At 62.5% G+C, this 26,034-nt stretch carries 26 protein-coding genes; 16 read left to right on the plus strand and 10 right to left on the minus strand.

Features of this window, described 5'->3' with window-relative positions:
* Nucleotides 1-23: 23 nt before the first annotated feature.
* Nucleotides 24-3,113 carry a bifunctional diguanylate cyclase/phosphodiesterase gene (locus tag ACX93L_RS11360; protein WP_459404932.1) on the minus strand — a complete coding sequence of 1,030 codons (3,090 nt, stop codon included), beginning with the start codon at nt 3,111-3,113 and terminating at the stop codon, nt 24-26.
* Nucleotides 3,114-3,426: 313 nt separating this feature from the next.
* On the opposite strand from ACX93L_RS11360, the gene ACX93L_RS11365 reads away from it, so the two are divergent.
* On the plus strand, nt 3,427-3,687 hold the full coding sequence (locus tag ACX93L_RS11365) for a DUF1344 domain-containing protein (protein WP_459404933.1): 261 nt from the start codon (nt 3,427-3,429) through the stop codon (nt 3,685-3,687).
* A gap of 11 nt (nt 3,688-3,698) precedes the next feature.
* Here ACX93L_RS11365 and ACX93L_RS11370 read toward each other — a convergent pair whose 3' ends face one another.
* The 4 genes from ACX93L_RS11370 to ACX93L_RS11385 form a co-directional block, all read right to left on the minus strand.
* Entirely contained in the window at nt 3,699-4,289 is a 591-nt protein-coding gene (locus tag ACX93L_RS11370; protein WP_169590014.1) for a histidine phosphatase family protein, read from the minus strand.
* 22 nt (nt 4,290-4,311) lie between these two features.
* Nucleotides 4,312-5,130, minus strand: coding sequence for an enoyl-ACP reductase FabI (gene fabI / locus ACX93L_RS11375; RefSeq protein WP_459404934.1), 819 nt, complete (start codon nt 5,128-5,130; stop codon nt 4,312-4,314).
* A gap of 121 nt (nt 5,131-5,251) precedes the next feature.
* Nucleotides 5,252-6,511 carry a DnaJ domain-containing protein gene (locus ACX93L_RS11380; protein WP_459404935.1) on the minus strand — a complete coding sequence of 420 codons (1,260 nt, stop codon included), beginning with the start codon at nt 6,509-6,511 and terminating at the stop codon, nt 5,252-5,254.
* Between the two features lie 179 nt (nt 6,512-6,690).
* Complete coding sequence (locus tag ACX93L_RS11385; RefSeq protein WP_169590005.1) at nt 6,691-7,095, minus strand: RT0821/Lpp0805 family surface protein; 405 nt, start codon at nt 7,093-7,095, stop codon at nt 6,691-6,693.
* Nucleotides 7,096-7,206: 111 nt separating this feature from the next.
* Here ACX93L_RS11385 and pdxH point away from each other — a divergent pair, with 111 nt between their 5' ends.
* Nucleotides 7,207-7,827, plus strand: coding sequence for a pyridoxamine 5'-phosphate oxidase (gene pdxH, locus ACX93L_RS11390; RefSeq protein WP_459404936.1), 621 nt, complete (start codon nt 7,207-7,209; stop codon nt 7,825-7,827).
* 41 nt (nt 7,828-7,868) lie between these two features.
* Here the strand turns inward: pdxH and ACX93L_RS11395 are convergent, their stop codons facing one another.
* Entirely contained in the window at nt 7,869-8,912 is a 1,044-nt protein-coding gene (locus ACX93L_RS11395) for a polysaccharide deacetylase family protein (protein ID WP_459404937.1), read from the minus strand.
* A 341-nt stretch (nt 8,913-9,253) separates the two neighbouring features.
* Here ACX93L_RS11395 and ACX93L_RS11400 point away from each other — a divergent pair, with 341 nt between their 5' ends.
* On the plus strand, nt 9,254-10,570 hold the full coding sequence (locus ACX93L_RS11400; RefSeq protein ID WP_459404938.1) for a serine hydrolase: 1,317 nt from the start codon (nt 9,254-9,256) through the stop codon (nt 10,568-10,570).
* 274 nt (nt 10,571-10,844) lie between these two features.
* Here ACX93L_RS11400 and tldD read toward each other — a convergent pair whose 3' ends face one another.
* Entirely contained in the window at nt 10,845-12,260 is a 1,416-nt protein-coding gene (gene tldD, locus ACX93L_RS11405; RefSeq protein WP_459404939.1) for a metalloprotease TldD, read from the minus strand.
* 113 nt (nt 12,261-12,373) lie between these two features.
* Entirely contained in the window at nt 12,374-12,898 is a 525-nt protein-coding gene (locus ACX93L_RS11410; RefSeq protein ID WP_169589987.1) for an invasion associated locus B family protein, read from the minus strand.
* Between the two features lie 326 nt (nt 12,899-13,224).
* On the opposite strand from ACX93L_RS11410, the gene coxB reads away from it, so the two are divergent.
* The 10 genes from coxB to ispH all read left to right on the plus strand — a co-directional run bounded on the left by coxB (nt 13,225) and on the right by ispH (nt 21,303).
* Entirely contained in the window at nt 13,225-14,109 is an 885-nt protein-coding gene (gene coxB, locus ACX93L_RS11415) for a cytochrome c oxidase subunit II (RefSeq protein WP_459405372.1), read from the plus strand.
* A gap of 14 nt (nt 14,110-14,123) precedes the next feature.
* A complete protein-coding gene (ctaD, locus tag ACX93L_RS11420; RefSeq protein ID WP_459404940.1) occupies nt 14,124-15,797 on the plus strand; it encodes a cytochrome c oxidase subunit I in 1,674 nt (557 codons plus the stop codon).
* A 90-nt stretch (nt 15,798-15,887) separates the two neighbouring features.
* A complete protein-coding gene (locus ACX93L_RS11425) occupies nt 15,888-16,844 on the plus strand; it encodes a heme o synthase (RefSeq protein WP_459404941.1) in 957 nt (318 codons plus the stop codon).
* Nucleotides 16,844-16,981: a hypothetical protein gene (locus tag ACX93L_RS11430; RefSeq protein WP_459404942.1), complete on the plus strand. Its 138-nt coding sequence runs from the start codon at nt 16,844-16,846 to the stop codon at nt 16,979-16,981. Before ACX93L_RS11425 ends, ACX93L_RS11430 begins: the two co-directional genes overlap by 1 nt.
* A gap of 23 nt (nt 16,982-17,004) precedes the next feature.
* On the plus strand, nt 17,005-17,604 hold the full coding sequence (locus ACX93L_RS11435) for a cytochrome c oxidase assembly protein (protein WP_459405373.1): 600 nt from the start codon (nt 17,005-17,007) through the stop codon (nt 17,602-17,604).
* A 57-nt stretch (nt 17,605-17,661) separates the two neighbouring features.
* Entirely contained in the window at nt 17,662-18,540 is an 879-nt protein-coding gene (locus tag ACX93L_RS11440) for a cytochrome c oxidase subunit 3 (RefSeq protein WP_459404943.1), read from the plus strand.
* A gap of 174 nt (nt 18,541-18,714) precedes the next feature.
* Nucleotides 18,715-19,098, plus strand: a complete 384-nt coding sequence (locus ACX93L_RS11445; protein ID WP_459404944.1) for a DUF983 domain-containing protein — start codon at nt 18,715-18,717, stop codon at nt 19,096-19,098.
* On the plus strand, nt 19,091-19,843 hold the full coding sequence (locus ACX93L_RS11450) for an SURF1 family protein (RefSeq protein WP_459404945.1): 753 nt from the start codon (nt 19,091-19,093) through the stop codon (nt 19,841-19,843). The genes ACX93L_RS11445 and ACX93L_RS11450 overlap by 8 nt, the downstream gene beginning before the upstream one ends.
* A gap of 83 nt (nt 19,844-19,926) precedes the next feature.
* The gene (locus ACX93L_RS11455) at nt 19,927-20,292 is read left to right on the plus strand and encodes a DUF1304 domain-containing protein (RefSeq protein WP_459404946.1); all 366 of its coding nucleotides are present in this window, start codon (nt 19,927-19,929) and stop codon (nt 20,290-20,292) included.
* 6 nt (nt 20,293-20,298) lie between these two features.
* Nucleotides 20,299-21,303: a 4-hydroxy-3-methylbut-2-enyl diphosphate reductase gene (gene ispH, locus ACX93L_RS11460; RefSeq protein ID WP_459405374.1), complete on the plus strand. Its 1,005-nt coding sequence runs from the start codon at nt 20,299-20,301 to the stop codon at nt 21,301-21,303.
* Nucleotides 21,304-21,516: 213 nt separating this feature from the next.
* On the opposite strand, the gene ACX93L_RS11465 is transcribed toward ispH, so the two are convergent.
* The gene (locus ACX93L_RS11465) at nt 21,517-23,223 is read right to left on the minus strand and encodes a putative bifunctional diguanylate cyclase/phosphodiesterase (protein ID WP_459404947.1); all 1,707 of its coding nucleotides are present in this window, start codon (nt 23,221-23,223) and stop codon (nt 21,517-21,519) included.
* A gap of 272 nt (nt 23,224-23,495) precedes the next feature.
* Here ACX93L_RS11465 and ACX93L_RS11470 point away from each other — a divergent pair, with 272 nt between their 5' ends.
* The 3 genes from ACX93L_RS11470 to ACX93L_RS11480 all read left to right on the plus strand — a co-directional run bounded on the left by ACX93L_RS11470 (nt 23,496) and on the right by ACX93L_RS11480 (nt 25,426).
* The gene (locus tag ACX93L_RS11470; RefSeq protein ID WP_459404948.1) at nt 23,496-24,461 is read left to right on the plus strand and encodes a homoserine kinase; all 966 of its coding nucleotides are present in this window, start codon (nt 23,496-23,498) and stop codon (nt 24,459-24,461) included.
* Nucleotides 24,458-24,928: a ribonuclease HI gene (rnhA, locus tag ACX93L_RS11475; protein WP_169589965.1), complete on the plus strand. Its 471-nt coding sequence runs from the start codon at nt 24,458-24,460 to the stop codon at nt 24,926-24,928. The genes ACX93L_RS11470 and rnhA overlap by 4 nt, the downstream gene beginning before the upstream one ends.
* 189 nt (nt 24,929-25,117) lie before the next feature.
* Entirely contained in the window at nt 25,118-25,426 is a 309-nt protein-coding gene (locus ACX93L_RS11480; protein ID WP_459404949.1) for a Dabb family protein, read from the plus strand.
* Nucleotides 25,427-25,490: 64 nt separating this feature from the next.
* Here the strand turns inward: ACX93L_RS11480 and ACX93L_RS11485 are convergent, their stop codons facing one another.
* Nucleotides 25,491-25,976, minus strand: a complete 486-nt coding sequence (locus ACX93L_RS11485) for a redoxin family protein (RefSeq protein WP_459404950.1) — start codon at nt 25,974-25,976, stop codon at nt 25,491-25,493.
* Between the last annotated feature and the right edge of the window lie 58 nt (nt 25,977-26,034).

The following is a 26,034-nucleotide window of genomic DNA, read 5'->3' on the forward strand; positions in this document are numbered from 1 at the left end:
ACGACGGAGCGTCCACGAAAGGCTTACGATGCCTTTCGCCGTGGCAGGCCGCGCGCAAAGCGGGTGAATTCCTCGAAGGGAAGCGGCTTGGCGAAGGCATAGCCTTGCAGATAGTCGCAGCCGAGCTGGCGCAGCAGCCCTGCATGCTCGTGGCTTTCGACGCCTTCGGCGACCGTCTCGACGCCGAGCGACCGGGCGATCTCGATGATCGAGCGCACCAGGGCGCGTTCCTGCGGCTGGGTGACGATCGGCATGACGAGCTGCCGGTCGATCTTCAGCCGCTTCGGCTTGAGGCGCAACAGGCTGACGATCGAGGTGTGGCCGGTGCCGAAGTCGTCGATCTCGATGTCGATCCCGAGCGCCTTGATCCGGTCGATGTTGGTGGTGGCGACGTCGTCGCTTTCGTCGAGGAAGATCGATTCCACCAGCTCGAAGCAGATCGTGCCGGGCGTGATGTTGAGGCTTTCCAGCTGCTCGACGAGCTGGGCGTCGTGCAGCCGCTTGGAAGAGACGTTGACCGACACCCGCGGAAGCTTCAGGCCAAGCGCCACCCAGCGCATCTGGTCCTTCAGCGATGTCTCCAGCACCAACTGGTCGATCCGCGCCATGACGTTCAGCTCCTCGGCGATCCTGAGGAAGCTGTTGGAGGGGATGATGCCCTTGTCAGGATGGTTCCACCGGACGAGCGCTTCGGCGCCGGAAAGCTCCATGCTGCTCGTCTCGAACTGCGGCTGGTACCAGACGGTGAACTCGTCGCGTTCGAGGCCGGTGAGGATCTCGTCGGCCATGCGCTTCTTCGAGACGATATTGGCCTGCAGGTCGGGCGTGAAGAATTCGTAGCAGTTCCGGCCTTTTTCCTTGGCCTGGTAGAGTGCGATGTCGGCGTTCACCAGGATGCGGCGAGCGTCCGGCGACAGGCCCTGGGTCTGGGCGATACCGATCGAGATACCGCAGCGACAGGTGAAGCCTTCGAAGTCGATCGGCTTGCTCATTTCCTCGATGATGCGCTCGCAGAGGGTCGAGATTTCTTCCGCGCTCGTCGCCCGGCGCGCGAGAATGACGAATTCGTCACCGCCGATACGGGCGACCAGATCGCCGCGCGCGACATTGCGGGTGAGCACCTTTGACGCATGCACCAGCATGGCGTCGCCGGCCGCATGGCCAAGCGTGTCGTTGATTTCCTTGAAGCGGTCGAGGTCCAGATGAAGGATGGTGAACTTCTGCCGCTGTTTCGTGCCTGCCTGGGTGAGTTCGTCGAGTTCGAGATCGAGCTTTCGGCGGTTGGCGAGCGAGGTCAACGGATCGTGCAGCGCATTGAACTCGATCCGGTTCTTGGCGAGTTCCAGTTCGAGATTGCGGCTGTCGGCCTCGGCCTTCGCATTGCGCAGCTGTTCCGCGAGGATCGCGTCTGCGGTGACGTCGAAGGCAATGCCGATGATTTTCTTCTTGCCGTCACGCCCGATATGCACCTGGCCGACGGAACGGACATAGCGGATATCGTTGTTGGGAAGCAGCACCCTTTGGGTCGTGTGGACACCTTTACCCGATGTGACTCCGCGATTGCTTTCGAGCCGCACATCCTGACGGTCGTCCTGGTGCAGGCACGAGAGCCATTCGTGTTCGGTCACGGGCCGGTCCTTGAAGGGCAGGCCGTAGAGCTGGTGCATGCGCTCGTCCCAGTACGCCGTCTTCGACACCGGATCGCCTTCCCAGATGCCGCAATTGTAGGAAGCGAGCGCGAGGTCGAGCTTCTGGGAAAGCTCTGCGAGTTCATGCTCGCGGCTTGAAAGTTCATCCAGCGCCAGTTCGAGTTCGGCATTCTTGATGTCGCTGGTCGCCTTGGCGTCGTAAAGCGCCTTGGTCGAGAGCGTGTCCTTGGTGACGTCCCACACGATGCCTGTCAGGCGAGCCAGACCATTGTCGCCGTGAGAGCGCGCCCCGACTGATCGCAGGTGCCGGAGCGTACCGTCCTGAAGCGTGACGCGATAGGTGATGTCCCACCCGTCGCCGACTGCGCCCGACAGGTTGCGGGCAAGATTCGTCTCGATCTGCTCGGCATCTTCCGGATGGATCCGTTTGTACCAGGCCGCAAGGCTTTCGCAGCCATCGCTCGGCGCAAGCCCGTGCAGGACCGCAGCACGCGCATCCCACGAAAGCAGCCCCGTGGTCTCGTGGACTTCCCATATGCCGATGTTGGCGGTGCCCATTGCCAGGTTGAACCGGCGGGAAAGGTCGAGCAGCTTCTGCTCGCGTGCCTTCAACTGATCGATATGCCGGTTGCGTTCGCGGAGCAGATAGAGGCTGAAATAGACGGGCAGGATCATCATCAGGCAGGCTGCCGCGATGATGAGGCGCGTCGTGAATTGCCGGTCGGATGCGATGTTCCACCCGTCCTTCGGTTTCGCGAGGATTTCGAGGAAGCCGCCGGGATAGGCGAAACGCCGCGTAACGGGGTTGTCGTCGACCTTCTCCGGCGAACCGAAGATGAAGGTTCCCGCCCCGTTCGGATCGATGCTGCGGATCGCGAAGTCGAGATAGTCGAGGTTGATCTGCCGTGCCTCGCCGTCCGATCTGGCACCGGTCGTCGCATCGAGGACGAGCCCGCTCGCCTCGAGAAACTTCCGCGTGTCGAGCGTCATCACGATCGAGCCCCAGGAGGTTTCACTTCCGTCGCGGAGCGGTCCGATCGGGAAGTCGAGAACCAGCTGGCCGTCGCTCGCGAGGGCCAGCTTCGGCGCGGAAGACACCCCCGGCGCGACGGAGGCGCGGCGAAACACGATGTCGCGAATGTGCTGTTCGCGCTTGATGAGCTGCGCCGTCATCGCCTTGAGCTCGACAGGCTTGAGGTCGGCATCCGCCATGACCATGTCGGCGAGATGGCTGGCAGAATCGAGATCCGCCTCGATGCGAGCGTCGATTGCGCTTCGGATCAGTCGCACGTCGTCGGCAACATGGCGCTCGAGAACCTTGCGGTCTGCCGTGTTGCTCCTCTGATCGAGGACGATACCGGCGCCGATGATCGCCAGGCTGACGAGCACGCCGCCGACGATGAAGGCTCCGGTGCCGGTCACTTCCTGGCCACGGTGACGCCGGATGCTGTCGAGAATTCTCAAATCAGGAAGGTCCTCAAGGTTAGACCTCCGAAGCTAGTCGACAGCAGTTAAAATTACATTGAATGGCTAATATTACCGCACCTTCAATATTTTCGCTTCAGCTATATGAGCATAGTCGCAACCTCTTGAATTCAGTGAAATCTTAAAAAATCGGGCAGCTTTTGAGCCAGCCGGAATCTGGTCTTGAACATCGCCGCATTTCCGTTCATCAATCTCACGGAAAATGTCATTGTTACGGGCGATTTTTGCCACATTTCGGAGGCCTATTTTGACACACAGATTGACCCCCTCGAAAACGGCAAGGGCCACCCGCATGCGTATGATGATCACAGTACTGATGGCGACCGCGAGCTTCCTCTCGCCGCTCACCGTGCTGGCGGGTAGTGACGACGTCGAGGCGACCATCAAGTCGGTCAATGTCGAGGCCCTCAGCCTTGTGTTGGACGACGGAAAGACCTACTCCTTGCCGGAAGAGTTCAACTTCGACGGTCTGGAAAGCGGCGTGAAGGTCATCGTCTTCTACACCGAAGTCGACGGCAAGCGCGTCGTGGACGATCTGGAAATCGTTCAGTAAGGGCAGGGCCTTCAGAGCCAGCCGACTGCGCCCTCGTCGCGGTCGATCTTGAGCACCCGGTCCTGCGGCACATTCATGTCGCAGGCTTCGTCCTCACTCCATCCCCCGATCAGGCGAAACACGCTGCGCACGATGCCGCCATGGCTGACGCAGATGGTCGGCCTGTCGACCGATGTCAGCCAGGCGCCGACACGCCACGACAGGATCTCATAGCTTTCGGCGTCGCGACCTGGCGGAATGAAGTCCCATTTGCTCAGGGCGCGGGCCTCCACGCGATCGGGCGTGACCCGTTGAAGCTCGGGAATGGTCGAGCCTTCCCAGTCTCCGAAGGAGAGTTCCACCAGGCGCGTGTCGGTGCGGTAGGTCGTGGGATCGAGGCCCATGGCGGCTCGCAGCCGCTCCATCGTCTCGCGGGTCCGGCCGAGCGGCGAGGCGACGAAATCGAACGCGGAGACGGTGTCCCCGAGTTCCTCGGCGAGACGCCGGCCGTTTTCGGTGGCCTGGCGTCTTCCGTTTGCGTTGAGGGGAATGTCTTTCTGCCCTTGCAGGCGGCCCTCGGCATTCCAGTCGGTCTGGCCGTGACGGACCATGTAAATCAGCACGGCAGCAGACCCCTGGCTTCGATCAGTCCTTGGCGACGGAGATATCCGGTGCGTCCACGGCCTTCATGCCGACCGTGTGGTAGCCGGAATCGACGTGGTGCACTTCGCCCGTCACGCCGGTCGAAAGATCGGACAGCAGATACATGCCCGACTTGCCGACCTCGTCGGTCGTCACGTTGCGCTTCAGCGGCGAGTTATACTCGTTCCACTTCAGGATGTAACGGAAATCGCCGATGCCGGAGGCGGCCAGTGTCTTGATCGGGCCCGCCGAAATCGCGTTGACGCGGATGCCGCGGCCGCCCATGTCGACGGCGAGATAGCGCACGGAAGCCTCGAGTGCCGCCTTGGCAACGCCCATGACGTTGTAGTGCGGCATGACCTTTTCGGCGCCGTAATAGGTGAGGGTGAGGATCGAGCCGCCGTCATTCATGATCTTCTCGGCGCGCGCAGCGACAGCCGTGAACGAGTAGACGGAGATATCCATCGTCCTCGCAAAGTTGTCGCGGGTCGTCTCGATGTAGCGGCCGGTCAGTTCGTCCTTGTCGGAAAACGCGATGGCATGCACGACGAAGTCGATCTTGCCCCACTTCGCTTCGAGATTGTTGAAGACGGCGTCGATGCTCTCGAGATTGGTGACGTCGCAGTCGCCGGCCATGAAAGCGTCGAGTTCCTGGGCGAGTGGCTCAACACGCTTCTTCAGCGCGTCACCCTGCCAGGTGAAGGCAATCTCGGCGCCCTGGTCGTGACAGGCTTTGGCAATGCCCCATGCAATGGAGCGATTGTTTGCAACGCCCATGATGACGCCGCGCTTGCCTGCCATAAGGCCGGAACCTTGAGCCATGTTGTGATCCCCTGATACTTTCGATGGACTGCCTATGGCATAGGCCGTTCCGGCGTTCAAGGTTGCGCCGGATCATCAACTGTTAGGCACCGTAACAAAGGGTGTAATTGTTACAAATGCTTCACAAATACAGGCCTTCGCGCATGACGCGCATGAGGTCGGTGACCTTGTCGTCCGGCTTTTCCCACAACATGATCCGCAACTCCACGACGAGAGCGCCGCGCCCGCCTTCGCCGTTCGGCAGGCCGAGATCGTCGAGACGGATCGCCTGGTCGGAACTCGACCATGCGGGAATGGTGATCGCCAGCGGTCCCGCCGGCGTTTCGACTTCAGCCTCGCAGCCGAGTACGGCGTTTTCGAGCGTGATCGGCAGCACGGTCTTGATGTCGTGGCCGTCGACGGAGAATTTGTCGTTTCGCATCAGCCGCAGGGTGACGCTCACGTCGCCGCGCGCCATACCCTGGACCTTCAACCCCTGTGCCTTGAGGCGGACCACGGTGCCGTCGCTTGCGCCGTCCTCGATCGGCACCCGCAATTCGCGGCCGTCGGACAGCGTGATCGGAACCGGCTTCAGCGCCAGCAGGTCATCGATGGTGACGGTCGCCTCGACGATCAGGTCGGGCGCCTTTTCCAGCGCCGGCTGGACGCCGCGGATGCGCCGCACCAGCGAGCTCAGAAGTTCGATCGGGGCGAGAATGGAGGGACCCTTCACGGTGCCCGAGCCTTCTGCGGCCTCGGCCCGAGCGCTCTCCGCGGCCTCGCTCTCGCGTTTCAGGGTCTCTGCCGCAGCGGCCGCCTCGGGCGTGTCGCCGAAGATGCGGGATACGACGTCTTCCGGGCTCTCGCTCGCGCTTTCCGTCTTGGCCTGTGCGCCGGCTCCTGCCTGGGCCTGCTGCTGAGATTGTTGCTGCTGTTGCTGGCCCGGCTGCTGGGCTTGCGCCTGTGCTTGAGCTTGAGTCTGTGCTTGAGCCTGCGGCTTCTCTGCCTTTGACTGCGCGGCAGCCTGAGCCGCCTGGGCCTGCTTGTCGGCCTTGGCCTTTTCGGCTTCCGCGCGGGCGAGTTCGGCCATGATGCGCTCTGCATTGGCCTTGGCCTGCTTGGCGCGTTCCGCGGCTTCGCGGGCGGCCTGCCGCTGCTGCATGATGGTCTGCTCGCGTTCGCGGGCTTCCACCTTGTCGCGCTGCTGGTCGTAGCGATTGCGCTTTTCCGGGTCCTTCAGAACCTCGTAGGCGCGGCCGACCTCGGTGAAACGCCGGCCGGCATCCGGGTCGTCGCGGTTCTGGTCCGGGTGCACGCTCTTGGCCTTGGATCGCCATGCGGCCTTGATCTCGTCCGCTCCCGCGTCGCGCTTTACGCCCAGCACTGAATAGAAATCGCGCATCAAGGCCACCAATTACGAATAGACGGACCGCCATCGCTCATGCAGGCGTGCCGACAAGGAAACACATGCCGGCGCGTCGTCGTCATGGCGCCCGGCTTTACAATGCCGCGAGTATGACAAGAAGATGCTAATCAGTGGTTACGCGCAGTCCCCGCGGCCGTCGCGAGTTTAGGCGCCTGTCACGGCTGGCGGGTGAAGCTCATCAGCTGCCACTGGCCGGAGCCGGCGGTGCAGGTCTTCCCGGAGAAATAGGCGATCCCTTCGTAGGAATGCCGGGTGGTGGAGAAGTTGCGGCAGACCACGCCGTTGGACTTCTGCTCCTGGATGGCCGTCACCACGCCCGCACTGCCAGTCGTCGCATTGGCCCAGGGAAGACGGCTGTCGGAGCGCGACAGGTCGGCGGAAGACACGGCGTTCTGCACCGTCAGTTCGTCGGAACGGCCTTCCGCGGACTTCTTCTGCTGCACGGTGTTGGTGGAGATCGAACGATCCACGTCGGATCCGAACAGGTCCATGCCTCCGCCGAAGCAGCCGCTGAGCGGAAGCGTTGCAGCAAGGATGAGAAGTAAACTGCGCTTGCGCATCGGCTCACCCTTTTTGCTCTCGTTCGACTTTGCTATGTCTCTCAATGGGCGTCCTGTCCAGTGCTTCGACCCTGGGCAATCATGATCAAGTTCGGGAGCATTTTAGGTAATATGTCAGAGACTGGGTTAACAAGCGGTGACTTCACCGAGGAAAACGAGCCCTTCGCGCTGTTCGGCGCGTGGCTGAAGGATGCAGAGTCTTCGGAGATCAATGATCCCAATGCGGTCGCGGTAGCAACCGTTGATGAGAACGGCCTGCCGAACGTGCGAATGGTCCTGCTCAAGGGTTATGATTCCCGGGGCTTCGTCTTTTACACAAACTTCGAGAGCCAGAAGGGACAGGAAATTCTCGGCCAGAAAAAGGCGGCGATGTGCTTTCACTGGAAATCGCTGCGACGGCAGGTCCGCCTGCGCGGCGAGGTCGAGGTGGTATCTGACGCCGAGGCCGACGAGTATTTCCACTCCCGCCCGCTCGGCAGCCGGATCGGGGCCTGGGCCTCGAAGCAGTCGCGCCCGCTCGAGGGCCGCTTCGCGCTCGAGAAGTCGGTTGCCGAATATACCGCTCGCTATGCGCTTGGCAGCGTGCCGCGCCCACCGCACTGGTCGGGTTTTCGCATCAAGCCCGTGTCGATCGAGTTCTGGCACGACCGCAAGTTCCGCCTGCACGACCGCATCGAGTTCCGCCGCGAAAGCCCGGACGCGCCGTGGCACAAGGTGAGAATGTATCCCTGACCGGATAATGCCCGGCCGTGGTCCGTCGGATCGCGGCCGGTTCAGCGATGGATCATGAAGGGAATGCCGGAGGCGAGCGCCGAGACGTAGCGCGGCTTCTGGAAGTAGCCGTTGAGCGAGATGCGCGGCAGAAGCATCATGTCCATGCTGCCCTTGCTCCCGAGCGTCCCTGCCCGGGTGGTCACCGCCAGGGCGAAACCCTCTCCGGCAACGAGATCGGCCGTGTGTCGCGTCGCGCTGCGCTCGTCCCCATAGGGATAGGCGAAGATCGTCGGCCGCTTTCCGGTCAGATCCTCGACGTAGTCGGCGCTATCCTTCAGCTCCTGCCGTGTTTCGTTCTCGCCGAGAAAGGCGAGCGCGCGATGGCTTACGGTATGCGCGCCGAGGCTCGCGAGCGGATGGCGCGCGAGCGCGCGCAACGCCTCGGCCGGCATGACCAGCCTGTCGACGATCCCCACAGGGTCGACCCCGACGCTCCGCGCGGCCTTGTCCAGCCGTTCGATCGCAGCTGCTTCCCGCGGTCCGCAAATAGCGTCGCAGACGAGATCGCAGGCCTTCCGCTTGGCCAGCGCCGTCGCGATCTCGTGGGTAACGGGACCCGCGTCCGTTTCGATGGTGAAGGGCCCGAAGGCATTGAACAGCGCCTCCGCCGTTTCCCACCAGATCGTGTGGCTGCGTTCGCTGAAACCTTTTGCCACGAAGATGGTGAAGGGCACGCCATGTTTCTCGAACACGGGCAGGGCGTATTCCGCATTGTCCCGGTAGCCGTCATCCAGCGTGAAGGCGGCGACGGGTGCTCCCGCCGGTTCCTCGGCCAGGATCCGCGGCAGGTCGTCGAGCCGGACGAAGCGATAGCCGTCGGCCTTCAGTCGCCGGATGGCCGCATCGAGGAATTCCGGCGTGATTTCCAGATGACCGTTGGGATCGAACGGCGGGCGATTGTGCGGGCGGACATGATGCAGCGTGAAGATCGCGCCACGGCCGCGTGCCGTCTTCAGGGCGCCGAGCCGGGTGAGGATATGCGACGCTTCGAGGCCGCCACTGATTGCGGCTTTGCGCGCAAAGCCCTTCAGGATGGCCTTCATCGTTCCGTCCTCGACCTTCAGGTTTGGTGCCGACCCAATTTTGGTCAGGCGGTGTGGCAAAACGCGCCGGTATGACAAGGCCGAGGCTAGTGACAAGCGGTTAAGCCTTGCTTTACACGTCATGCCGGTTTCCTGCCGCGCAAGCTCCGGGATATGGCCATTGGCTATTAACCCCTCGTTTACCACGGTCATGAAACTTTTGGTTAATAGTTGAGGGCGGCGCTCATCTCTGAACGATTGTCGCCCCATTCTTGCCTTAGGGAACGCCCGAATTTCAGTTCGTCGCCGCCTGAATTGGCCCGGCGACAGACTGCCAAGAAATCGCCGCCTCTGGAGGATGCATGAAGAAGTTGTTGATCGCGCTTTCGTTTCTTATGGCGATCGCTTCCTTTTCCAGTTCGGCGCAGGCCGGCAGTGCCCAGTTCCTCCTCGATGCCCGCACCGGTGAAGTCCTGGCTTCGGAAAACCCCGACAGCCCCAATCATCCCGCATCGCTTACGAAAATGATGACGCTCTACATGACCTTCGACGCGATCCGTCGTGGTCGGTTGTCGTGGGACAGCCCTGTGCCGTTTTCGAAATATGCGGCCACCCGCCCGCCGACAAAGCTCCGCGTCAAGGCCGGTGACAAGATCACCGTCCGCGAAGCTGTCCTCGGCATGATCGTCCAGTCGGCGAACGACGCCGCCGCCGCCATGGCCGAAAAGCTCGGCGGCACGGAGGAACAGTTCGCCGCAATGATGACGAAGAAGGCGCGCGCACTCGGCATGTCGCGAACCACCTTCGTCAACGCCTCGGGCCTGCCGGACGATCGCCAGATCACCACCGCGCGCGACATGTCGACCCTCGGCATCGTGCTGCTGCGCGACTTCCCCGAGGAGTACAAGCTCTTCAACACCAAGAGCTTCGCCTTCCGCGGCCGCACGATCAACGGCCACAACAATCTGATGTACCGCTACAAGGGCATGGACGGCATCAAGACCGGCTATACGAATGCTTCCGGCTACAATCTCGTCAGCGCCGTCAAGGACGGCAACCGCCGTGTGATCGGTGTCGTGATGGGCGGCCGCTCCGCCGCGAGCCGTGACAAGGTCATGGAGAAGCTGATCGCCGGCAATATCGCCAAGGCCTCCGGCGGCAGCAAGCTGCTGGCCAGCATTGCGGCGTCCGGAAACATCGATATCGCACGCCTTGGCGACGAAATCCCGGTTCCCGCGCCGCGTCAGGACGCGATCGCCGCCGTCATCGGTATGGCAAAGTCCACGCCGGTTGACGCCACCCGCTACGGCAATGCCTATGCCAAGCCGGTCGAGCTTGCCACCGCCTCGATCGCCAGTGACGTTCCGGCTCTCTCGCCCGAAGCCGAGGCAACGGATGCCGCTCAGCCGACCAAGGTCGGCAAGGCCCGGGGCTGGCAGATCCAGATCGCCGCCGCATCGAGTGCACAAGCTGCCATGGAACTCCTGGCCGACGCCCGCGCAAAGGTCGGCGCCGCCCTCGACGGCCACGACACCTATACCGAAGCCGTCACCCTCGATGGCTCGACCTTCTACCGCGCCCGCTTCACGGGCTTCGGCAGCAAGGAACAGGCCCGCATGGCCTGCGACAAGCTGGTGAAGAACCGCTACGATTGCGTCCTGATGCCATCGCGCGGGTGAGGGGACGGCGAAGCCTTCGCCAGGAAGGACTTCTGGTCTTCCTGTGTCCGCAAATCACGGCCGACGAGCGCTGATGTAATCATCCGCTCTGGATAACGGTTGATCTCCGTCAGCTGGCGCCGCACATGTTCCCGAAGATCGTCACTGAGCGTGACGCGAGTTCTGCTTTTGCCCACGGGTCAATTCGCCCAACCCAGGGATGATGTCCCCGGGGCGGCATGCAGTCAAAGCATTGCAATACGCGGCCCTGCCTTCGATCAGAAGGCGTTTCGCCTCAAGCCCGCGTGCCGCCGACCGTGACCTGATCCATCCGCAGATGCGGCTGGCCGACGCCGACCGGGACCCACTGGCCGGCCTTGCCGCAATTGCCGATGCCGCGATCGAGCGTCATGTCGTTGCCGACCATGGAGATGCGCTTCATCGCCTCGGGGCCGTTGCCGATCAGCATGGCGCCCTTGACCGGTGCACCGATCTTGCCGTTTTCGATCATGTAGGCCTCGGTGCAGCCGAACACGAACTTGCCCGACGTGATGTCGACCTGTCCGCCACCGAACGAGACCGCATAGATCCCGTTCTTGACCGAGGCGATGATCTCGTCCGGCGTGCGGGTGCCGGACAGCATGTAGGTGTTGGTCATGCGCGGCATCGGCTGGTGCGAATAGCCCTGGCGGCGGCCGTTGCCGGTCGCCTTCATGCCCATCAGGCGGGCGTTCTGGCGGTCCTGCATGTAGCCGACCAGCCGGCCGTTCTCGATCAGCACGTTGTAGGCCGAGGGCGTACCCTCGTCGTCCACCGTAATCGAGCCGCGGCGGTTGTCGATCGTGCCGTCGTCGACCACCGTGACGCCGGGGGCGGCGACCATCTCGCCCATCAGGCCGGCAAAGGCCGAGGTCTTCTTGCGGTTGAAGTCACCTTCGAGGCCGTGGCCGACGGCCTCGTGCAGCATGACGCCCGGCCAGCCATTGCCGAGCACGATGTCCATGGTGCCGGCCGGAGCGTCGATCGCCTCAAGGTTGACGAGCGCCTGGCGCAGTGCCTCGTCGGCGCCGTGACGCCAGCTTTCCTCCGTCAGGAAGTCGGAGAATGCCATGCGTCCGCCTGTGCCGTAGGAACCGCTTTCCTGGCGGTCGCCCTGGCCGGCGACCACCGAAACGTTGATGCGGGTCATCGGCCGGATGTCGCGCACCCGGTGGCCGTCGGCGCGGAGGATCTCGACGACCTGCCAGCTCGCGGCGATCGAGGCGGTCACCTGGCGGACCTTGGGATCCTTGGCGCGGAGATAGGCGTCGATTTCCGCGAGAAGCTTGACCTTCTCCTCGAAGCTCGGCGATCCGATCGGATTGCCTTCACCATAGAGCTTGGCGTTGGTGCGCTGAGGCGCTGCGGCATAGGAGCCGGCATATCCATGGGTCACGGCGCCCACTGCGTCGGCTGCGCGATTGAGCGCCGCGAGCGAAAGTTCGCCCGAATGTGCATATCCGACTGCTTCGCCTGCCACCGCGCGAAGGCCGAAACCCTGGTCGGTGTTGAAGCTTCCGCCCTTCAGGCGACCGTTGTCGAAGGTCAGCGATTCCGACTGGGCGTGCTCGAGATAAAGCTCGCCGTCATCGGCGCCTGCCAGTGCCTGCGCCACGCGCCGTTCGAGCGTCGCCTCGTCGCAGTCGAAAAGGCCGAGAAGGTCGTGGGTCATGGAAATCTCCTTGCAAGCTTGCCCCGATGTAGGCGCATTGGGCGGCGCCGACAAGGCTTGACCGGAGCCTGGGCCCCGGTCAGCAACGATAGACCTATCAATTAAATGTGCGCTTAAGGCAGCTTGTCGTAGCCTTCGCCGAAGCCGGCGAGTTCGATTGGAATCCCGACGCGATCCTGGTCCGCCGACTCACGCAGTGCGAAGACGGCATTCTTGCCGGCGCGCAGGATCTTCATCAGCTCTTCGTCGATCTCGACCTCGACATAGCAACCTTCGGAGAAGCAGCGGGTGAAATAGGCGCGGCCGATATTATTGCCGTCGACATAGAGCTCCATGCCGTCCTTGAGCAGTACACCGAGCGGCGCCAGGATGCGCAGGATCTTTGCCTTCCTGTCGGCGGTCTTGAGAACCACGACGGAAAGGCCGACCTCCGGCCGGTCCTCGGCGATCACGTTCTGCATCAGCGCACACTGTTCCGCCGATGCGCCGGCCGGCGTATCGCAGATCACCGACCATGCGCCGTGATTGGAGCGGATCGTGCCGGGCGGCTGCTGCTGGGCCTCAACCGGAGTGGCGAGCGCTGCAACGGCGATCGCGCTTGCGGTCAAACCGGACCGGAAAAGTCTTGCGAGACCCATGGGTACCTCTGAAATCGAATCACCCCGCCATTCTTGGCGTCGGGGCGGGGAAAATGAAAGCCCCGGAGCGTCTTTTCCAGTCGAGTAAGGCATAATTGGGACGGTCCGGGCGCTCTGTCGGCACAGTTCGTCGAGCCGGGGAAGGGCGAATTCAGGTCAGAGTTGAGGAGAGTGTGGCCGGAATTGATCAAGCGCAAAAATGCGACCCTGCCAAGGGTCGGCATGTATTGCGATTGCGGCCAATCTGTGATTTTAAACGCAGAGCATAGCATGGATTTTGCGGTTTGATTTGATGTGGATCAAACGCTTGTGGGAGAGAAATCGTGATGAAGAAAGCTTATGCAGCATTGGCCGCCTTGGCCTGTCTGCTTTTCGCTTCTGGCAGTTTTGCCGACCAGCCGACGCCGTGGCAGATTGATCTGCAGCCGGCGGCGACTTCGATCATGGAGCAGATTCGCTGGTTCGAGGATTACACTCTGTGGTTCATCGTACCGATCACGATCTTCGTTCTGATCCTTCTCGTGGTTGTCGTCGTGCGCTTCCGCGCCGCCGCCAACCCGGTTCCTTCGAAGACCAGCCACAATACGGCGATCGAGATCGTCTGGACCGTCGGTCCGGTTCTCGTTCTTCTGTTCTTCGCGATCCCTTCCTTCAATCTCCTCTCCGCCCAGCTGACCCAGCCGGAGAATCCGGACGTCACGATCAAGGCGACCGCGACCCAGTGGCAGTGGAATTATGAATACCAGGGCGACAAGGCCGTGGCGTTCGACAGCTACATGCTGAAGGAAGAAGATCGTGCGGCTGCAGGCAAGGAAGACAAGTCGGTCTATCCGCGGTTGCTCGCGGTCGACAACGAAATGGTTGTTCCGGTCGGTAAGACGGTTCGCCTGCTCGTCACCGCTGCGCCGACCGACGTCATTCACGCCTTTGCGATGCCGTCCTTTGGTGTCAAGATCGACGCAGTGCCGGGTCGTCTGAACGAAACCTGGTTCAAGGCCGATCGCGAAGGCCTGTTCTACGGCCAGTGTTCGGAGCTTTGCGGCAAGGATCATGCGTTCATGCCGATCGCGATCCGTGTCGTCTCGGATGAGAAGTACGCCGCCTGGCTCGATGCGGCCGGCTCGGATCTCGCTGGCGCCAACAAGGCGCTGATGGCGGCTGTGGACGGCGGGGACAAGTCCGTCCAGCTCGCTGAAAATGTTTCGAACTAAGGGGAGTGAGGACAATGGCTGGACCTGTTGCCCACGACGATCATGCACATGGTGCCCACGAGCATCATGACCACAAGCCTTCCTTCTTCACGCGTTGGTTCCTCTCGACCAACCACAAGGACATCGGCACCCTCTACCTGATCTTCGCGATCATCGCCGGCATCATCGGCGGTGCGCTCTCGGTCGCCATGCGCGCCGAACTCCAGGAGCCCGGCATCCAGATCTTCCACGGTCTGGCCTCCATGGTTTACAGCGCTGAAGGCGACGCGGCGATCGACGCCGGCAAGCACATGTTCAACGTGTTCACCACCGCGCACGCGCTCATCATGATCTTCTTCATGGTCATGCCGGCGCTGATCGGCGGTTTTGCCAACTGGATGATCCCGATCATGATCGGCGCTCCGGACATGGCTTTCCCGCGCCTGAACAACATCTCCTTCTGGCTGATCGTTCCGGCCTTCCTGCTGCTTCTCCTTTCGATGTTCGTCGAAGGACCGGCAGGTGCCTTCGGCGTCGGCGGCGGCTGGACGATGTATCCGCCTCTGGCGACGTCCGGTCAGCCCGGTCCGGCGGTGGATCTTGCGATCTTCGCGCTCCACGTTTCGGGTGCATCGTCGATCCTCGGCGCGATCAACTTCATCACCACCATCCTCAACATGCGCGCTCCGGGCATGACGCTGCACAAGATGCCGCTGTTCGCCTGGGCCGTTCTGGTGACCGCGTTCCTGCTGCTGCTCTCGCTGCCGGTTCTCGCAGGCGGCATCACCATGCTGCTCACCGACCGCAACTTCGGCACGACCTTCTTCGCGCCTGAAGGCGGTGGCGATCCGATCCTCTACCAGCACCTGTTCTGGTTCTTCGGTCACCCGGAAGTGTACATCCTGATCCTGCCCGGCTTCGGCATCATCAGCCACATTGTCTCGACCTTCTCGAAGAAGCCGGTCTTCGGCTACCTCGGCATGGCCTACGCCATGGTCGCCATCGGCGCCGTCGGCTTCGTTGTGTGGGCACACCACATGTACACCGTCGGCCTGTCGCTTGCCGCTCAGCGCTACTTCCTCTTCGCAACCATGGTCATCGCGGTGCCGACCGGCATCAAGATCTTCTCGTGGATCGCGACGATGTGGGGCGGTACGCTCAGCTTCCGCACCCCGATGGTCTGGGCGATCGGCTTCATCTTCCTGTTCACCGTCGGTGGCGTCACCGGCGTCCAGCTGGCCAACGCCGGTCTCGACCGTTCGCTGCACGACACCTACTACGTGGTTGCTCACTTCCACTACGTTCTGTCGCTCGGCGCCGTCTTCGCGATCTTCGCGGCCTGGTACTACTGGTTCCCGAAGATGACCGGCTACATGTACTCGGAATTCCTCGGCAAGCTGCACTTCTGGGTGATGTTCATCGGCGTCAACATGGTGTTCTTCCCGCAGCACTTCCTGGGTCTGGCCGGCATGCCGCGCCGCTACATCGACTATCCGGATGCCTTCGCTGGCTGGAATTACGTGTCGTCGATCGGTTCCTACATCTCGGCCTTCGGCGTGCTGATCTTCCTCTTCTGCGTCTTCGAAGCCTTCGCCAAGAAGCGCCTCGCCGGCGACAATCCGTGGGGTGAAGGTGCGACCACGCTGGAATGGCAGCTGTCTTCGCCGCCGCCGTTCCACCAGTGGGAACAGCTGCCGAAGATCAAGTAAGGCCAGGCTATCCGGCCTGAATGAAAATCGGATGCCGCGCCCGATCGGTGCGCGGCATCCGGAAAGACCAAGAATGATGGGATGGAGACAATGACGGTAATCGACAATCGCGAAACGCTCGGGTTCGAGGGCGAGATCCGCCTTTCGGAAGCCGGTGCGCGCGATTTCTTCGCGCTGCTGAAGCCGCGGGTCATGTCTCTCGTCGTCTTCACTGCGTTTGCCGGCCTCGTGCTCGCGCCCGGCCACATCAATCCCGTTATCGGCTTCATCGCCATTCTCTGCATCGCGGTCGGCGCCGGCGCATCCGGTGCGCTGAACATGTGGTATGACGCCGATATCGACGCCGTCATGACCCGGACCGCCACGCGTCCCATTCCGGCCGGCCGGATCGAGCCCGCCGAAGCGCTTGGCTTCGGTCTGGTGCTCTCCGTCTTTTCCGTCGGCATCCTCGGACTGGCGGTCAATTGGTTCGCCGCAGGGCTTCTTGCCTTCACCATCTTCTTCTATGCCGTCGTCTACACGATGTGGCTGAAGCGCTCGACGCCGCAGAACATCGTCATCGGCGGCGCTGCCGGCGCCTTCCCGCCCATGGTCGGCTGGGCGTGCGTCACCGGCGGCGTATCGCTCGACAGCATCGTGCTGTTCATGATTATCTTCCTGTGGACGCCGGCGCATTTCTGGGCGCTCGCCCTCTTCAAGATGCGCGACTACGGCTCGGTCGGCGTTCCCATGCTGCCGAACGTCGCCGGCGAGACCGTCACCAAGCGCCAGATCGCCCTTTACGCGGTGCTGACCGCTGTCACCGGTGTCATCCCGAGCATCACGGGCCTGTCGTCGGTCTATTACGGCGTGTTCGCCGGCCTGCTCGGTTTGCTTCTCGTCATCTGTTCCGTCGCCGTCTGGCGCATGCCCGATGGCGATCAGAAGATGGTGCCGGCCAAGAAGTTGTTCGCCTATTCGATCCTCTACCTGTTCGCCATCTTCTCGGGCCTGCTGGTCGATCACTACGTCGTAGGTTTTGCGACGCTCCTCGGAGGTGCTGCCTGATGGAAACCGTCAAGCTCAACGACGCACAGAAGAAATCCCGTCGCGGCCGCAACATCGCGCTCGGACTGGTGCTCGCCGCGCTGGTCGTCATCTTCTATGCCGTGACGCTGATCAAGATCGGCAACGTGGGCCAGTGAGACCGGAGAGCAGCACGGTGGCAATGATGACCAGCGATACGAAGGACAGGCGGCGCGGCAACGTGACCATCCTTGCTGCATGCGTCGCCTTTGTCGGCTGCATGCTCGGCGTGGCCTTTGCTTCCGCACCGCTCTATCGGCTGTTCTGCCAGGTGACCGGCTATAACGGGACCACCCAGCGCGTCGAACAGGCCTCGACCGTCATTCTCGACAAGACGATCAAGGTCACCTTTGACGCCAACGTGTCGTCGGGCCTCAACTGGGAGTTCAAGCCGGTCGATCGCGCGGTCGAGCCGAAGATCGGCGAAACCGTCCAGATCAACTACACCGCGACGAACCGCTCGCCCTATGCCACCAAGGGGCAGGCGGTGTTCAACGTCACGCCGATGGAAGCTGCGGCCTATTTCAACAAGGTCCAGTGCTTCTGCTTCACCGAAACCGAGCTGAAGCCCGGCGAGAGCCTGGAAATGCCGGTCGTCTTCTTCATCGATCCGGCTATCACCGAGGCCATCGAGACGAAGGATATCGGAACGATCACGCTGTCCTACACCTTCTATCCGCATGAGGGGGAGAAGCCGGTGGCATCCTTGCCGTCGGCGGGTGAAGGACAGCCGAAACTTTGAGAGGAGGGGTCCGGTCCGCCGGGCTCCAGGGAAATTTGACATTCGGGGATTGCTGACATGGCCGAAGCGCATCAGAAAAATCACGACTACCACATCATCGATCCGAGCCCGTGGCCGCTGCTGGCCTCGATCGGCGCGTTCATCATTACCTTCGGTGGCGTGGCCTACATGCGCTATCTCGCCGGCGGCTCCTTCAAGCTGTTCGGCCTCGAGCTGGCCAATCCGTGGCTGTTCTACATCGGCCTCGCGATCATCCTCTACACGATGATCGGCTGGTGGGCGGACACCATCAAGGAAGCCCACGAAGGCGCCCATACCCGCGTCGTGTCGCTCCACCTGCGCTACGGCATGATCATGTTCATCGCTTCCGAAGTGATGTTCTTCGTCGCCTGGTTCTGGGCCTTCTTTGACGCCAGCCTCTTCGCCAACGAAGCGATCCAGGCGAGCCGTGTCGAGTTCACCGGTGGCCAGTGGCCGCCGAAGGGCATCGAAGTCCTCGATCCGTGGCACCTGCCGCTCTACAACACCATCATCCTGCTCCTGTCCGGCACCTGCGTGACCTGGGCCCACCATGCGCTGCTGCATGGCGACCGCAAGGGTCTGATCAACGGTCTGGCGCTGACGGTTGTGCTCGGCGTCCTGTTCTCCTTCGTCCAGGGTTACGAATACGCGCACGCGCCGTTCGGCTTCAAGGAAAGCATCTACGGCGCGACCTTCTTCATGGCGACCGGTTTCCACGGTTTCCACGTGCTCGTCGGCACGATCTTCCTGATCGTCTGCCTGCTGCGCGCGCTGAAGGGCGACTTCACACCGAAGCAGCACTTCGGCTTCGAAGCCGCCGCCTGGTACTGGCATTTCGTTGACGTGGTCTGGCTGTTCCTCTTCTTCTCCATCTATATCTGGGGTGGTTGGGGCGCACCGCTCGCCCACGGCTGAGCGATCGACATTCGAGATCCGAACGGCGCCTCCGGGCGCCGTTCTTCATTTGAATGGCAGCTCGGGACCATCACGCGCAACAGTGTGTCGCATTTGCGGTTTGCCAAGTCGGGTCTATAGCTGGTGTGAGCTTTGGCGACGAAGGTCTGCCATGCCTATGCGAAGGAAATGACGATGAACCAAGACAATGCGCATTTCGCCCCCGTCGATCCGGTCAAGGCCGGCCTGACGGCATCCTGTCCGCGCTGCGGCCAGGGGCGTCTGTTCGACGGCCTGACCAAGATCAAGCCCCGCTGCAGCAATTGCGGCCTGGACTATTCCTTCGCCGATTCCGGCGACGGACCGGCGATCTTCGTAATCCTGCTCGCGGACTTCCTCGTCGTCGGCCTCGCCGTCTGGACGGAGATCACCTACCAGCCGCCGGTCTGGCTGCATTTCGTCCTGTTCGGTCCGCTGGCGATCTTCGTGTCGCTCTGGCTGCTGCGCACCATCAAGGCCATGCTGATCGCCCTGCAATACCGCAACAAGGCGTCCCAGGGGACGATCGACCGTGGCTGACGGCGAAGGCACCCGCGTGCCGTCCGGCAAGCGCGGTCTGCGCTTCTGGCTCGCGATCGTGCTTTTCCCGGTCGCGATGGCGATCCTCCTGTCGCTCGGCACCTGGCAGGTGAAGCGCCTGCAGTGGAAGGAGGCGCTGATCGCCGAGATCGACGAGCGTCGCCATGCCGCGCCGCTCGATCTCGGCGGGCTGGAAGGATTGGCAACCAATGGCGGCGATGTCGACTATCGCGCCGCCGAGGCCAAGGGGATCTATCTCCACGACAAGGAGCGCCACTTCCTCGCAACCTTCCGAGGCCGCGCCGGCTTCTACGTCTACACGCCCCTGCAGCTTGCCGACGGTCGCTATCTCTTCGTCAATCGCGGTTTCGTTCCCTATGAGCTGAAGGACGCCCTCAAGCGGCCGGAAGGCCAGTTGCAGGGCGAGCAGACGGTCGAGGGGCTTGCCCGCGCACGGCTTTCGGAAAAGCCGTCTTCGCTGGTGCCGGACAATGACGAGGTGAAGAACATCTTCTACTGGAAGGACCTCGACCGCATGGCGGCGAGCACCGGCCTTCCGCACGACAAGGTGCTGCCCTTCTTCCTCGACGCGGATGCGACCCCGGTTCCCGGCGGCATGCCGGAGGGTGGCGTCACCGAGATCGACTTGCCCAACAGTCACCTGCAATATGCCATCACCTGGTACGGCCTGGCGCTCGCGCTCGCCGGCGTCGCCGGCTACGCGCTGCTACGCCGGAAATCCTGACCACTGTCGGCGGGCCGCGTCGCTCGGGTCGGCGGCGGACGCTTGAAAAGAGAGGGCGCGCTGCGACGCCCGGAGGAGAACAGATGAAACTTCTTGCCGATCTGCTGGTCGCCCTGGTGGCGATCGAGCACGTCTATATCCTGGTCCTCGAGATGTTTCTCTGGACCAAGCCGGCGGGTCTCAAGGCCTTCGGGATGAAGCCGCCGCAGGCCGAGGCGACGAAGGTGCTCGCCGCCAACCAGGGGCTCTACAACGGCTTCCTCGCCCTTGGTCTCGGCTGGTCGCTCATCCAGCCGGATGCGGGCTTCGCATTTCAGCTGAAGCTCTTTTTCCTTGGATGTGTGTTCGTCGCCGGCCTATATGGTAGCGCGACGGCCTCGCGGAAGATCCTCTTCATCCAGGCTCTTCCTGCCGTCCTTGCGCTGATCCTGGTACTGCTGGCTGGCTGATTGATGATGAACGAGACTTACTCCCGACCGCCACTGACGATCCGGCTGTGCGGCCCGCGCGGCTTCTGCGCCGGCGTCGACCGCGCCATCCAGATCGTCGTGCTGGCGCTCAAGCGCTTCGGGGCACCGGTCTATGTTCGTCACGAGATCGTCCACAATCGCTATGTGGTCGAGGGTTTGGAAGCCAAGGGCGCGATCTTCGTCGAGGAACTGGACGAGATCCCCGTCGAGCATCGCGAGCAGCCGGTGGTCTTTTCCGCCCATGGCGTGCCGAAGTCGGTCCCAGAGGACGCCGAGAGCCGCAACCTCTTCTATCTCGATGCAACGTGTCCGCTGGTCTCGAAGGTCCACAAGCAGGCCATGCGCCATCAGCGCCTCGGCCGTCACGTGATCCTGATCGGCCATGCGGGCCACCCCGAAGTGATCGGGACCATGGGGCAGTTGCCCGAGGGTTCGGTTTCGCTCGTCGAGACCGTCGAGGATGCCGAGGCCTACACGCCCACCGACCCGGACAATCTCGGTTTCGTCACCCAGACCACGCTGTCCGTCGATGACACGGCCGGTGTGATCGCCAAGCTTCAGGAGCGCTTCCCGAACCTGACCGCTCCGTCTGCCGATTCGATCTGCTATGCCACGACCAACCGTCAGGAAGCGGTGAAGGCCGCGGCGCCCGGCTGCGACCTGTTTATCGTCGTCGGCGCTCCCAACTCCTCCAACTCCAAGCGCCTCGTCGAGGTTGCCCTTCGCGCCGGCGCCACGCGGTCCATGCTGGTGCAGCGCGCCTCGGAGATCGACTGGGACGCCATCGGCCAGATCGGCGTGCTCGGCATTTCTGCTGGCGCGTCCGCGCCGGAGGTCATTGTCGACGAGATCATCGAAGCCTTCCGGTTGCGTTTCGATGCCAAGGTCGAACTGGCCATCACGGCCGAGGAAAACGAGCATTTCCTTGTCAACCGCGAACTGCGCGACGTCGAGCTCACCCGCGAAGACATGGCCTGGGTGAATGGTTGAGACGCGGCCGAGCGCGCGAAGCGGGCTCGGGGAAACGATCCAGCGAATCGTTTCTAGCGTCGAACGCCCGGAGCCCGAGCGACGGGCCGGCAGCGAACTGCCGAGTGCGAGAAGCCGGAAAAATGATCCTGTGATCGTTTTTAGCAACGAACGCGCTGAGCCCGAGCGAAGCGCCGGCAGGAGACGCTGAGACGAAGACCTTGGGCGCCGAAGCTATCGGCCCCTGGTCCTCCTGCGGTCTTCGCACTGTACGTCCGCTCCCCGTACCAGGGCGATCGCGTCCTGTTCCCGCAAGGGGCGGCCATAAAGATAGCCCTGGCCCTCGGGGCACCCCATCTCGATCAGCACGGCTTCCTGCGCCTTGGTTTCTATCCCTTCCGCGACCGTCTTGAGCCCCAAGTCGCGGCTCATTGCCACGAGTGCACGCGTGATCGCGGCATCTGATGTTCGTGTCTCGATATCTCGGATGAAGCAGCGATCGATCTTGAGCGTGGTGAGCGGATATTTCTGCAGGGAACTCAAGGAGGCATAGCCTGTGCCGAAATCATCGAAACCGACCCCGACCCCGATTTCACGGATTGCCGCCAAGGTCTCCAGGCTGGCCTCATAGTCGTTGAGCGTCACTTCCTCGGTTACCTCGAGTTCGAGGCAGCCAGGTGCGATCCGGTGACGCGCCAGGGCCTCCTCGACCTTGTTCAGGAGGTTCGGCGCCCGAAACTGCTGGGCGAACAGGTTGACCGCGATCTTGTATTCCGTGCCGCCGCCATTGATGGCCGCGGCAAACCGGCAGGCTTCGTCGATCGTCCACCAGCCGATCTCCTTCGCCAGCGAGCTCTGTTCGAGCGACGGGAGAAAGTCGCCGGGAAGGAGCAGGCCGCGTTCCGGATGGTTCCAGCGGATCAGGGCCTCGAAGCCGACCACCCGGTGCGAAGTGAGCTCGACCTGCGGCTGATAGTGAAGCATGAGTTCGCCGTGGCGAAGTGCATGTCGCAGCTGGTCCCGCATGGTACGGCGTGCCTGGTTCTCACTGCGCATCGACGGCTCGAACATGCGGTAACACCGCCCCCCGTGCGCCTTGGCCCGGTAGAGTGCAAAATCGGCCGACGCGACGAGCTCTTCCGCTTCGCTGCCGTGAACAGGCGAAAGCGCGATCCCGATGCTGGTGCTGAGCTCGAGTTCCAGTCCGCCCAAGCTGAACGGCCTACGGAACGCCTGCAGGATGCGGCTGGCCTCCGTCTCCGCTGTCGACGCGGTCGCGCAGTTCGTGAGAAGGATGGCAAATTCGTCACCGCCCAGTCTCGCCACCGTGGCATTGTCGCCCAGAAGATAGGGAAGCCGGACGCCGACCGCTTGGAGCAGGCTGTCTCCCATCACATGGCCATGGGTGTCGTTGACCTCCTTGAAGCCGTCCAGATCCAGGAGGATCAGCGAGCACGCCGAGCCTGCGGCCAGCATCTGGTTGAGCCCCGACATGAATTCGTGCCGGTTCTGCAGGCCGGTGAGGGTGTCGTGCGAGGCGAGGCGCATCAATCGGGCGTCGCGTTCTCGCCTTTCCGAAATGTCGCGGATTGTGGCCCCCGCCCAAAAGCCGTCCGAGTCCTTCCAGGTCGCAAGGGTGATCTCGATCGGAAACTCGCTGCCATCGCTCTTCAGGGCAGAGACCTCGACCGGTTTTGCGCCGCGCCCGGGCCTAGAGCCGGCGGCGATATTGGCCATTCCCGCGATATGGGCGCCGCGCAGTCGTTGCGGGATGATGACGAGAAGCGATTCGCCGAGGATCTGTGTGACGTCATAACCGAACATCTCGCAGAAGGCCTGGTTCGCGAAGCGTATGCGACCTTCGCTGTCTGCCGCCACGAGGGCAAGCTGCATCGTCGAAGCGAAATGGCTCGCGATTCTGATACCCTCTGGAAAACCCATGCCAACCATCCGGAAATGTTCGTCTGAGCAGGTAGCCTAGTACATTCAACATTAGAAAAGAGTGAAGTTTCCACTCTTGATTGTTGAGTTCCGGCCGGGCCGGCGGACATGTGGCCAAGTGGCTTCCTCCGTGACGATCGATAGGCGGCGAAGGTGCGTTTGCGTCCAATTCCTGTGCCCCGCGTCGCGCAGGCACTGGCACTCGGCATTTCTCCGCTGTATGGCTTGGGCCATTGTCGAAGCATGTTTTGAGCGATCGCGGGAAAATCGAAGTGGCAGTCTACACCGACATCAACGAAGTCGATCTCAAGGCCTTCCTGGCGCAATATGATGCCGGTGAGCTTCTGTCGTACAAGGGCATCGCCGAGGGCGTCGAGAACTCGAACTTCCTGCTGCACACCTCGAAGTCGCCACTGATCCTGACGCTCTACGAAAAGCGGGTCGAGAAGAACGACCTGCCGTTCTTCCTCGGTCTGATGCATCACCTGGCCGACCGCGGGCTTTCCTGCCCGCTGCCTCTGCCGCGCCGGGACGGCGCACTGCTCGGAGAGCTTTCCGGCCGGCCGGCGGCGCTCATCTCCTTCCTCGAAGGCATGTGGCTGAGGAAGCCGGAAGCCCGCCATTGCCGCGAGGTCGGCAAGGCGCTGGCCGCGATGCATGTCGCCGGCGAAGGCTTTGAACTGAAGCGCCCGAACGCCCTGTCGCTCGAAGGCTGGAAGACGCTCTGGGCCAAATCGAAGGACCGCGCCGACGAGGTCGAGCAGGGGCTCGAACTCGAAGTCGGCGGCGAGATTTCCTTCCTCGCCCAGCACTGGCCGAAAAGCCTGCCGGAAGGCGTCATCCATGCCGATCTCTTCCCCGATAACGTCTTCTTCCTCGGTGACGACCTGTCGGGTCTCATCGACTTCTATTTCGCCTGCAACGACTTCCTCGCCTATGACCTGTCGATCTGCCTCAATGCCTGGTGCTTCGAGAAGGATGGCGCCTACAACATCACCAAGGGCATGGCGATGATCGAGGGTTACCAGCAGATCCGCCCGCTCGGGCTCGCCGAGATCGAGGCACTGCCGATCCTCGCCCGCGGTTCGGCGCTGCGCTTCTTCCTCACCCGTCTCTACGACTGGCTGACCACGCCGGCCGGCGCGCTGGTGGTCAAGAAGGATCCGTTGGAATACCTGAAGAAGCTGCGTTTCCATCGCCAGGTGCGCTCCAGCGCCGAATACGGGCTTACCCTATGAAGCATGTTGACATCTTTACCGACGGCGCCTGCTCCGGAAATCCCGGGCCCGGCGGCTGGGGTGCGATCCTGCGTTATGGCGAGGTGGAGAAGGAGCTGTTCGGCGGCGAGGCCGAGACGACCAACAACCGCATGGAGCTGATGGCGGCGATCGAGGCGCTGAACGCGCTGAAGTCGCAGTGCGAGATCGACCTCCACACCGACAGCAAGTATGTGATGGACGGCATTTCGAAGTGGATCTTCGGCTGGAAGAAGAACGGCTGGCGGACCGCCGACAAGAAGCCGGTCAAGAACGGCGAACTCTGGCAACAGCTCGACGCCGCCAACCAGCGGCACAAGGTCAAGTGGCACTGGGTCAAGGGCCATGCGGGTCACCCGGAAAACGAACGCGCCGACGAACTCGCCCGCAAGGGCATGGAACCCTTCAAGAAACCCAATCTCGGCAAGGCCCTGCTGCAGGGGCGGTGACCACCTGACAGGATAGTCGCTCTGCCGAGTGCGCGGGCCCATCCTGTGCGCGGATGGGGCACTCAAAGACTTCGACTGCCATCGCATCCCATGCTGCAAGCGAAGCACTTGCGTCGCAATCGCGCCTTGCCCTTTGCGTCATCCCCTCTATCCTGCGCGAACAAAAGACCAGACCGGGAGAGGCACTTCATGATCCAGCACTGCGTGTTCCTGCGTTTCAAGGCAGCTGTTCAGGAAGCAGAAAAGCAGTCGATCTATGAGGCGATCGTGGCGTTGAGGGAGGTTGTCCCCGGCATGGGCGAGGTGAAATACGGGCCGAACATCTCGCCCGAAGGCCTGCATGGTGGCTATCTCGATGGCTTCATCATCACCTTCGAGGACGCCACCGTCCGCGACTATTACCTGAAGCATCCGGACCATGTCGCTGTCGGCGAACGCATCGTCAAGGCAAGCGACGGCGGGCTCTCGGGCATTCTCGTGTTCGACATGGAAATCTGAAAAGACAAAGGCGGCGGATTGCTCCGCCGCCCCTTGCGTCGATGGGGAATTGGGTCGAGACAGCTCAGAGCTGCTCGATCATCGCGGCGGCCGCCGATACGGTCGCCTGGCCCGGATTTTCCTCGACGTTGAGAGACTTCACCACGCCGTCCTCGACCAGCATCGAATAGCGCTTCGAGCGCACGCCGAGGCCACCGGCCGACAGGTCGGCGTCGAGGCCGAGCGCCTTCGTGAACGAGGCATCCCAGTCGGCGAGGAAGTGGATCTTGCCGAGCCCGCCGCTCTGCTGTGCCCAGGCGCCCATGACATGCCAGTCATTGACCGCGATCACCGCGATGTCGTCGACACCGCGGGCGATGAGCGCATCGCGATTCTCCAGGTAGCCCGGCAGGTGGTTCAGCGTGCAGGTCGGCGTAAACGCTCCCGGTACGGCGAACAGCACCACCTTCTTGCCCTTGAACAGGGCGTCCGTCGTGACCTCGACCGGGCCGTCGGCCGTCTTTTCCTTGAAGGTGGCCTGGGGCAGGCGTTCGCCGATGGCAATCGTCATGAAAGTCGTCCTCGCTCGTTGAAGGGGTGGGCGCCGTCGGCCCACCGGTCGAGCGGAA

The organism is Rhizobium sp. CAU 1783, from assembly GCF_054551725.1.

Bases quoted from the DNA above. Each gene is read 5' to 3' on its own strand.
- ACX93L_RS11380 (WP_459404935.1), bottom strand. From the start codon at position 6,511: ATGCGCGATTTCTATTCAGTGCTGGGCGTAAAGCGCGACGCGGGAGCG.
- ispH (WP_459405374.1), top strand. From the start codon at position 20,299: ATGAACGAGACTTACTCCCGACCGCCACTGACGATCCGGCTGTGCGGC.
- coxB (WP_459405372.1), top strand. From the start codon at position 13,225: ATGAAGAAAGCTTATGCAGCATTGGCCGCCTTGGCCTGTCTGCTTTTC.
- ACX93L_RS11385 (WP_169590005.1), bottom strand. From the start codon at position 7,095: ATGCGCAAGCGCAGTTTACTTCTCATCCTTGCTGCAACGCTTCCGCTC.
- ACX93L_RS11455 (WP_459404946.1), top strand. From the start codon at position 19,927: ATGAAACTTCTTGCCGATCTGCTGGTCGCCCTGGTGGCGATCGAGCAC.
- rnhA (WP_169589965.1), top strand. From the start codon at position 24,458: ATGAAGCATGTTGACATCTTTACCGACGGCGCCTGCTCCGGAAATCCC.
- ACX93L_RS11430 (WP_459404942.1), top strand. From the start codon at position 16,844: ATGGAAACCGTCAAGCTCAACGACGCACAGAAGAAATCCCGTCGCGGC.
- ACX93L_RS11440 (WP_459404943.1), top strand. From the start codon at position 17,662: ATGGCCGAAGCGCATCAGAAAAATCACGACTACCACATCATCGATCCG.
- ACX93L_RS11400 (WP_459404938.1), top strand. From the start codon at position 9,254: ATGAAGAAGTTGTTGATCGCGCTTTCGTTTCTTATGGCGATCGCTTCC.
- ACX93L_RS11480 (WP_459404949.1), top strand. From the start codon at position 25,118: ATGATCCAGCACTGCGTGTTCCTGCGTTTCAAGGCAGCTGTTCAGGAA.
- tldD (WP_459404939.1), bottom strand. From the start codon at position 12,260: ATGACCCACGACCTTCTCGGCCTTTTCGACTGCGACGAGGCGACGCTC.
- ACX93L_RS11365 (WP_459404933.1), top strand. From the start codon at position 3,427: ATGCGTATGATGATCACAGTACTGATGGCGACCGCGAGCTTCCTCTCG.
- ACX93L_RS11395 (WP_459404937.1), bottom strand. From the start codon at position 8,912: ATGAAGGCCATCCTGAAGGGCTTTGCGCGCAAAGCCGCAATCAGTGGC.
- ACX93L_RS11425 (WP_459404941.1), top strand. From the start codon at position 15,888: ATGACGGTAATCGACAATCGCGAAACGCTCGGGTTCGAGGGCGAGATC.
- ACX93L_RS11435 (WP_459405373.1), top strand. From the start codon at position 17,005: ATGATGACCAGCGATACGAAGGACAGGCGGCGCGGCAACGTGACCATC.
- ctaD (WP_459404940.1), top strand. From the start codon at position 14,124: ATGGCTGGACCTGTTGCCCACGACGATCATGCACATGGTGCCCACGAG.
- pdxH (WP_459404936.1), top strand. From the start codon at position 7,207: ATGTCAGAGACTGGGTTAACAAGCGGTGACTTCACCGAGGAAAACGAG.
- ACX93L_RS11410 (WP_169589987.1), bottom strand. From the start codon at position 12,898: ATGGGTCTCGCAAGACTTTTCCGGTCCGGTTTGACCGCAAGCGCGATC.
- fabI (WP_459404934.1), bottom strand. From the start codon at position 5,130: ATGGCTCAAGGTTCCGGCCTTATGGCAGGCAAGCGCGGCGTCATCATG.
- ACX93L_RS11485 (WP_459404950.1), bottom strand. From the start codon at position 25,976: ATGACGATTGCCATCGGCGAACGCCTGCCCCAGGCCACCTTCAAGGAA.
- ACX93L_RS11465 (WP_459404947.1), bottom strand. From the start codon at position 23,223: ATGGGTTTTCCAGAGGGTATCAGAATCGCGAGCCATTTCGCTTCGACG.
- ACX93L_RS11445 (WP_459404944.1), top strand. From the start codon at position 18,715: ATGAACCAAGACAATGCGCATTTCGCCCCCGTCGATCCGGTCAAGGCC.